Origin of the sequence: Rhodococcus yananensis (genome assembly GCF_020515525.1) — a bacterium.
Lineage (GTDB): Bacteria > Actinomycetota > Actinomycetes > Mycobacteriales > Mycobacteriaceae > Rhodococcus > Rhodococcus yananensis.
On record NZ_JAIYEP010000131.1, the window covers coordinates 1 to 5638 of the forward strand.

Genomic DNA, 5638 nt, shown 5'->3' on the forward strand with positions numbered 1-5638 from the left:
ACCGGCGCGGGCGTCCCGATGAGGCCGCTGGTGCAGGTGGTGCCTACGAGGTCGACACCGAGCCGGCCACCGAGGTCAGCGCAGCACCTTGCGCAGCACGAGCAGACCGACGACGGCGCCCGCCGCGATCATCGCGTACTTCTTGACGTTCGGCTGATTCACCTTCGCGATCAACGTCTGCTTGGTGTTCTCCACCAGGTTCTTCGGATTCGCGCGGACGCTCAACTCGTCGAGCGTGCTCGCGAGCTGGTTGCGTGCGTTCTCGATGTCCCGCTCGATCGAGTCGGTGTCCCTGGCCACGTGTCCTCCACAAGGTCGCTGCTGTGTGCTGCGACCACGGTAATGGACGAGCGGTCCACTACTGTCGCGGACATGACGGAAAACAGCAGACTCGCCCCCGGCGACACCGCCCCCGCCTTCACACTTCCCGATGCCGACGGAGGCGAAGTGTCGCTGTCCGACTATCGCGGACGCAAGGTCGTCGTCTACTTCTACCCCGCGGCGAGCACCCCGGGTTGCACGAAGCAGGCCTGCGATTTCCGCGACAACCTCGCCGAGCTGAACGAGGCCGGCATCGACGTCGTCGGGATCTCCCCCGACAAGCCCGCCAAACTCGCGAAGTTCCGCGACAACGAAGGACTCACGTTCCCCTTGTTGTCCGACCCGGAGAAGACGACGCTCACGGCGTGGGGCGCATTCGGGGAGAAGAAGATGTACGGCAGGACGGTCACCGGTGTGATCCGCTCGACCTTCCTCGTCGACGAGAACGGCGACATCGAGGTGGCCCAGTACAACGTCCGGGCCACCGGGCACGTCGCGAAGTTGCGCCGCGACCTGTCGGTCTAGCCGCCCAGCGACCGCAGGAGCAGCGCTTCGGCGACGGCCAGGTTCTCGATCTCCGTCGGATCGACGCTCTCGTCGGGCGCGTGGATGACGCAGCGAGGCTCCTCGACACCGATCAATGCGATCTCGGCGCCGGGGACCGCGCGTTGCAGCGCCGTGCACAGCGGGATCGAGCCGCCCTGCCCGGCCGTCCCCACCGCGCGCCCGTACGCGGATTCGAGCGCCGCGCGCAACGCCGCGTAGCCGGGCCCGTCGGTCGCCGCCCGGAAGGGTTCGCCCACCGGTTCGCGGTCGATGCGCAGGTGCGCACCCCACGGCACGCGGGCCTCGAGGTGCGCGACGAGGGCGTCCTGCGCGGCGGTGGCGTCCACTCCCGGCGGCACTCGGAGGTTCAACCGGGCGGAGGCGCGCGGGCAGATCGCGGCCGCCGAACCCACCACCGGCGGGGCGTCGATGCCGAGGACGGTCAGGGCGGGACGCGCCCACACGGCGTCGGCGACCGCCCCGGTGGTGGGCAACCCCACTCCGTCGAGGATTCCTGCGTCGATGCGGAAGCGGTCCTCCGGGTAGGGCACACCGTTCCACGTCGCGGTGCTGTCGAGACCGTCGACGACGGTGTTGCCGTGGTCGTCGCGGAGCGTGCCGAGCAGGTGCACGAGTGCGGCGAGCGCATCGGGGGCACCACCGCCGTACATGCCGGAGTGGATCTCGCCCGCCAGTGTCTCGACGTGCACGACGACGTTCGCGATGCCGCGGAGGGTGGTGGTGAGGGTGGGGTGCCCGACCTCGGCGTTGCCGCTGTCGCCGATGACGATCAGGTCGGCGTCGAACAGTTCGGGGTGTTCGGCGACGAGCTGTTCGAGGCCCTCACCGCCCATCTCCTCGGATCCTTCGACGACGATCCGTACGCCCACGGGGAACGGCCCGTCGGCGCGCAACGCCCGCAGCGCGAGCAGGTGCATCATGATGTTGCCCTTGCAGTCGGCGGCGCCGCGCCCGTACCAGCGGTCGTCGCGGTCGGTGAGTACGAACGGCGGGCTGTGCCAGAGGTCTTCGTTGCCGGGTGGTTGCACGTCGTAGTGGCTGTACAGCAGCACCGTCGGGGCGCCCTCCGGTGCCGGGCTGTGCCCGATCACCGCGCGGGATCCGTCGCACGTCTCGACGAGCTCGACACGGTCGATCCCGGCGTCGGCGAAGGCGTCCCGCACCCAGGTTGCGGCGCCGATGCATTCGGCGACGGGGAACTGGCGTGGGTCGGCGACCGACCGGAACGCGACGAGGGTCGCCAGTTCGTCGCGGGCGGCCGGCATCGCGTCCCGGATCCGGTCGCGGTAGCGCTGGGTGAGGTCGGTCATCGGTGTCCTTCCCGGTGGTGCGACGTCGAGTTCCGGACGAGGACCTCGATCCCGTCGAGCAGGCGGTCGAGTCCGAAACGGAATTCCTGTTCGTGCCACTGCCCCTGGTCCTCGTCGGGCGGGCCGGGGTCGAAGGCGCCACCGGCGACGGCCGCGAGCACCCAACGGTAGCGGTCGGGGTCGAGGATTCTCGGTAGGACGGTGGGGTAGTCGAGTCCGTCGTCGGCGACGACCGCGTCGAGTTCCCACGAGAACCGCGCGCGGCTGATGACGTACAGCGAGATCGTCGTCACGATCTGCACTTTCGCGGGCTCGGTGAGGGGTGTGTCGGACAGCGCTCCCAGCCCCGCGTCGAGCCACCGCATGTTGTTCGGCCAGTACGGGGCGGAGCGGATCGGATGCGCGGTGAGCCATCGGTATTCGCGCAGCGCTCGGTACTCGGCGGTGGACCAGGCGTCGATCCGCTCCCGCCAGGTGCCGCCGGACGGTAGTTCGGGGGGCGGTCCGAGGGCGCGATCCCAGGCGAGTTCGACGAGTTGGTCCTTGCTGTCGACGTATCGGTAGAGCGACATCGTGGTGAAGCCGAGTTCTTTCGCGACCCGGCTCATCGACATGGCGTCGAGTCCGTCGGAGTTCGCCACTGCGATCGCGGCGTCGAGCACCTGGTCGAGGTTGAGGCCGCGGCGTGGCCCTCGGGTGCCCGGATCGCTCAGCCCCCAGGCGAGCTGCACGTTGCGTGGTAGCGCGTCGTCGGATGCCGGCCTGCTCAATTGTTCTCCGTCTCTCGGGATCTTGCCGCCATCCTAAAACTGTGTATCGCATATACCATACGTATATGCGATACACAGTTGAGGTTCCGCGATGCCCCCCGACACCGGCCCTGCACACCCAGGGCCTGCGAAAGACCTTCGGTTCCACCCCCGTACTCGACGGCATCGATCTCCGCGTCGAGACCGGATCCGTCTTCGCGCTGCTCGGCGCGAACGGCGCGGGCAAGTCCACGACCGTGCGCATCCTCACGACGCTGCTCCCCTTCGACTCCGGAACCGTCACGGTCACCGGGCTCGCACTACCCGCGCATGCCCACACCATCCGGGAACGCATCGCGCTGACCGGCCAGTACGCCGCGATCGACGATGTCCTCACCGGAACCGAGAACCTGCGGCTCACCGCGCGACTCGCGCACCTGCCGTCGGCGCGCATCGACGCCCGTGTCCGCGACCTGATCGAGCGTTTCGACCTCGGACACGTCGCCGACCGGCGTGCCGGCACCTACTCCGGTGGGACCGCCCGTCGACTCGACATCGCGATGAGCCTCGTCGGCTCCCCACAGGTGTTGTTCCTCGACGAACCCACCACCGGCCTCGACCCGCGCAGCCGTCTGGTGATGTGGGAGGTGATCCGCGACCTCGCCGCCGACGGCGTCACCGTCTTCCTCACCACGCAGTACCTCGAGGAAGCCGATCGTCTCGCCGATCGGGTCGCAGTCCTCGACGGCGGACGGATCGTCGCAGAGGGTCCCCCCGACGAACTGAAATCGCTCGTTCCCGGCGGGCACCTGGAGTTGCGGTTCGCCACCGCAGCCGATCTCGCCCGCGCCGCGACGGTTGTCCCGGGACACGACGATCCCGCCGCCCTCACACTCGAGGTCCCCACCGACGGCAGCCTCCCGCACGTCGCAGCGCTGCTCGCCCGCCTCGCCGACGAGGACGTGTCGGTCGAACGGTTCGGGGTGCACTCCCCCACCCTCGACGACGTCTTCCTCACCCTCACCGCCCGGAAGGCCACGTCATGACTCTCGCCGTCCCCACCACCGGGATGCACCCCGCCCGCTACGTGGTGCGCGACCACGTGGCCGTCACCGGGCGGAACCTGCGTCGCATGGTGCGCAGCCCCGATGCGCTGATCCTCGGTCTCGCCCTGCCCGTGCTGCTGCTGGTGCTGTTCGTGTACGTGTTCGGGGGTGCCATCGCCACGGGCACCGACTACCTCGACTACGTCGTACCGGGCATTGTGCTGCTGTCCGCGTCGTTCGGTGCCGCACAGACCGCGGTGTCGGTGGCCTCCGACATGCAGCGCGGTATCGTCGACCGGTTCCGGTCGATGCCCATCGCACGGTCGGCCGTACTGACCGGACACGTCGCCGCGAGCCTGATCCGAAACCTGGCGAGCACCGCCGTGGTGATCGCGGTCGCGGCGCTCATGGGTTTCCGGCCCGACGCCACCGTCGTCGAATGGGCTGCGGCGCTCGGCATCGTCGCGCTGTTCGTCCTCGCAGTCTCGTCCGTCTCCGCGGCGCTGGGCATGCTCGCCGGCAACGAGGAAGCCGCCAGCGGCTTCACTTTCTTCCTGCTGTTCCTCCCCTACGTGAGCAGCGCGTTCGTGCCGCCGGACACGATGCCCGGATGGCTCCGCGGCTTCGCGGAGCATCAGCCGGTGACCCCGGTCATCGAGACCGTCCGCGGTCTGCTCACCGGCACACCCATCGGCACCTCCGGTCTGCTCTCGGTCGTGTGGTGCGGCGCGTTCACCGTGACCGGACTGGTCGCGGCCACCGCAGTGTTCCGTCGACGCACCGCGCAGTGACACCGAACCATGTCCGGTTTGTGACACTCGCACTCACACCAATTGTTACGTTCCGACACCAGGTGCCGCTAGCCTGGGGCGCGTGGAGTCAGCAACCAACGGCCGCCGCGCACCGCGCCGGATCGACCCGGCGCTCGAGGTCCAATCCGAGCCCCAGGAGCTCGTGCCGCGCCGGCGTCCCACCCAGGAACGCAGCCGCCGCAAGTTCGATGCGCTGCTCGCCGCGTCGCGCGATCTGCTCACCGAGGTCGGATTCGAGTCGTTCACCTGCGAGGAGGTGGCGTCCCGCGCCGACGTGCCCATCGGGACGCTCTACCAGTTCTTCGCGAACAAGTACGTGATCGTGTGCGAACTGAACCGGCAGGATCTGGTGGGGGTGCAGGACGAACTCGCCAAGTTCAACGGCGAGATCCCGTCGGTCGACTGGCTGCGATTCCTCAACAACTTCGTCGACCACATGGCCGGCTTGTGGACCACCGACCCCTCGCGCCGCGAGGTGTGGCTGGCGATGCAGTCCACCCCCTCCACCCGCGCGACCGGCGCGATCCACGAACGGGAGTTCGCCGAGCAGGTCGCGCGGATGCTGGCCCCGCTGACCCCCGACACGCCGCGCCCCCGCCGCAAGATGATGGCCGAGGTCCTCGTCCACATCGTGTACTCGATGCTGAACTTCTCGGTGCAGGACGATCAGACGCACGCCGAGGCCGTCACCGAACTCAAACGGATCATGGTCGCGTACCTGCAGGTCGCCGAACAGGATTCGCGGGCCCAGGCGAAACGTCGCAAACGGCGGGACGAACGGGACCAGCAGCGGACGGGTCAGGCCGAGGACACTCGCGCGCCCTCGGCCTGAC

The 5638-nt window shown here is 69.0% G+C and carries 7 protein-coding genes; 4 read left to right on the top strand and 3 right to left on the bottom strand.

What is annotated here, in order from left to right:
* Positions 1 to 75: 75 nt before the first annotated feature.
* Entirely contained in the window at positions 76 to 300 is a 225-nt protein-coding gene (locus LDQ05_RS19020; RefSeq protein ID WP_226438515.1) for a DUF3618 domain-containing protein, read from the bottom strand.
* A gap of 72 nt (positions 301 to 372) precedes the next feature.
* Between LDQ05_RS19020 and bcp the strand changes: the two genes are divergently transcribed.
* Positions 373 to 846 (top strand): thioredoxin-dependent thiol peroxidase, encoded by a 474-nt coding sequence (bcp, locus tag LDQ05_RS19025; protein ID WP_226438516.1) that lies wholly within the window; start codon positions 373 to 375, stop codon positions 844 to 846.
* Here bcp and LDQ05_RS19030 read toward each other — a convergent pair.
* Both LDQ05_RS19030 and LDQ05_RS19035 read right to left on the bottom strand, forming a co-directional pair.
* A complete protein-coding gene (locus LDQ05_RS19030; RefSeq protein ID WP_226438517.1) occupies positions 843 to 2198 on the bottom strand; it encodes a dipeptidase in 1356 nt (451 codons plus the stop codon). The genes bcp and LDQ05_RS19030 overlap by 4 nt on opposite strands.
* Positions 2195 to 2968 (bottom strand): TetR/AcrR family transcriptional regulator, encoded by a 774-nt coding sequence (locus LDQ05_RS19035; RefSeq protein WP_226438518.1) that lies wholly within the window; start codon positions 2966 to 2968, stop codon positions 2195 to 2197. The genes LDQ05_RS19030 and LDQ05_RS19035 overlap by 4 nt, the downstream gene beginning before the upstream one ends.
* Positions 2969 to 3033: 65 nt before the next feature.
* Here LDQ05_RS19035 and LDQ05_RS19040 point away from each other — a divergent pair, with 65 nt between their 5' ends.
* The 3 genes from LDQ05_RS19040 to LDQ05_RS19050 all read left to right on the top strand — a co-directional run bounded on the left by LDQ05_RS19040 (position 3034) and on the right by LDQ05_RS19050 (position 5637).
* Positions 3034 to 3993, top strand: coding sequence for an ABC transporter ATP-binding protein (locus tag LDQ05_RS19040; protein ID WP_226438519.1), 960 nt, complete (start codon positions 3034 to 3036; stop codon positions 3991 to 3993).
* The gene (locus LDQ05_RS19045) at positions 3990 to 4784 is read left to right on the top strand and encodes an ABC transporter permease (protein WP_372461162.1); all 795 of its coding nucleotides are present in this window, start codon (positions 3990 to 3992) and stop codon (positions 4782 to 4784) included. The genes LDQ05_RS19040 and LDQ05_RS19045 overlap by 4 nt, the downstream gene beginning before the upstream one ends.
* Before the next feature lie 82 nt (positions 4785 to 4866).
* Entirely contained in the window at positions 4867 to 5637 is a 771-nt protein-coding gene (locus tag LDQ05_RS19050; RefSeq protein WP_226438520.1) for a TetR family transcriptional regulator, read from the top strand.
* Position 5638: the final 1 nt, after the last annotated feature.

Bases quoted from the DNA above. Each gene is read 5' to 3' on its own strand.
- LDQ05_RS19045 (WP_372461162.1), top strand. From the start codon at position 3,990: ATGACTCTCGCCGTCCCCACCACCGGGATGCACCCCGCCCGCTACGTG.
- LDQ05_RS19040 (WP_226438519.1), top strand. From the start codon at position 3,034: ATGCGATACACAGTTGAGGTTCCGCGATGCCCCCCGACACCGGCCCTG.
- bcp (WP_226438516.1), top strand. From the start codon at position 373: ATGACGGAAAACAGCAGACTCGCCCCCGGCGACACCGCCCCCGCCTTC.
- LDQ05_RS19030 (WP_226438517.1), bottom strand. From the start codon at position 2,198: ATGACCGACCTCACCCAGCGCTACCGCGACCGGATCCGGGACGCGATG.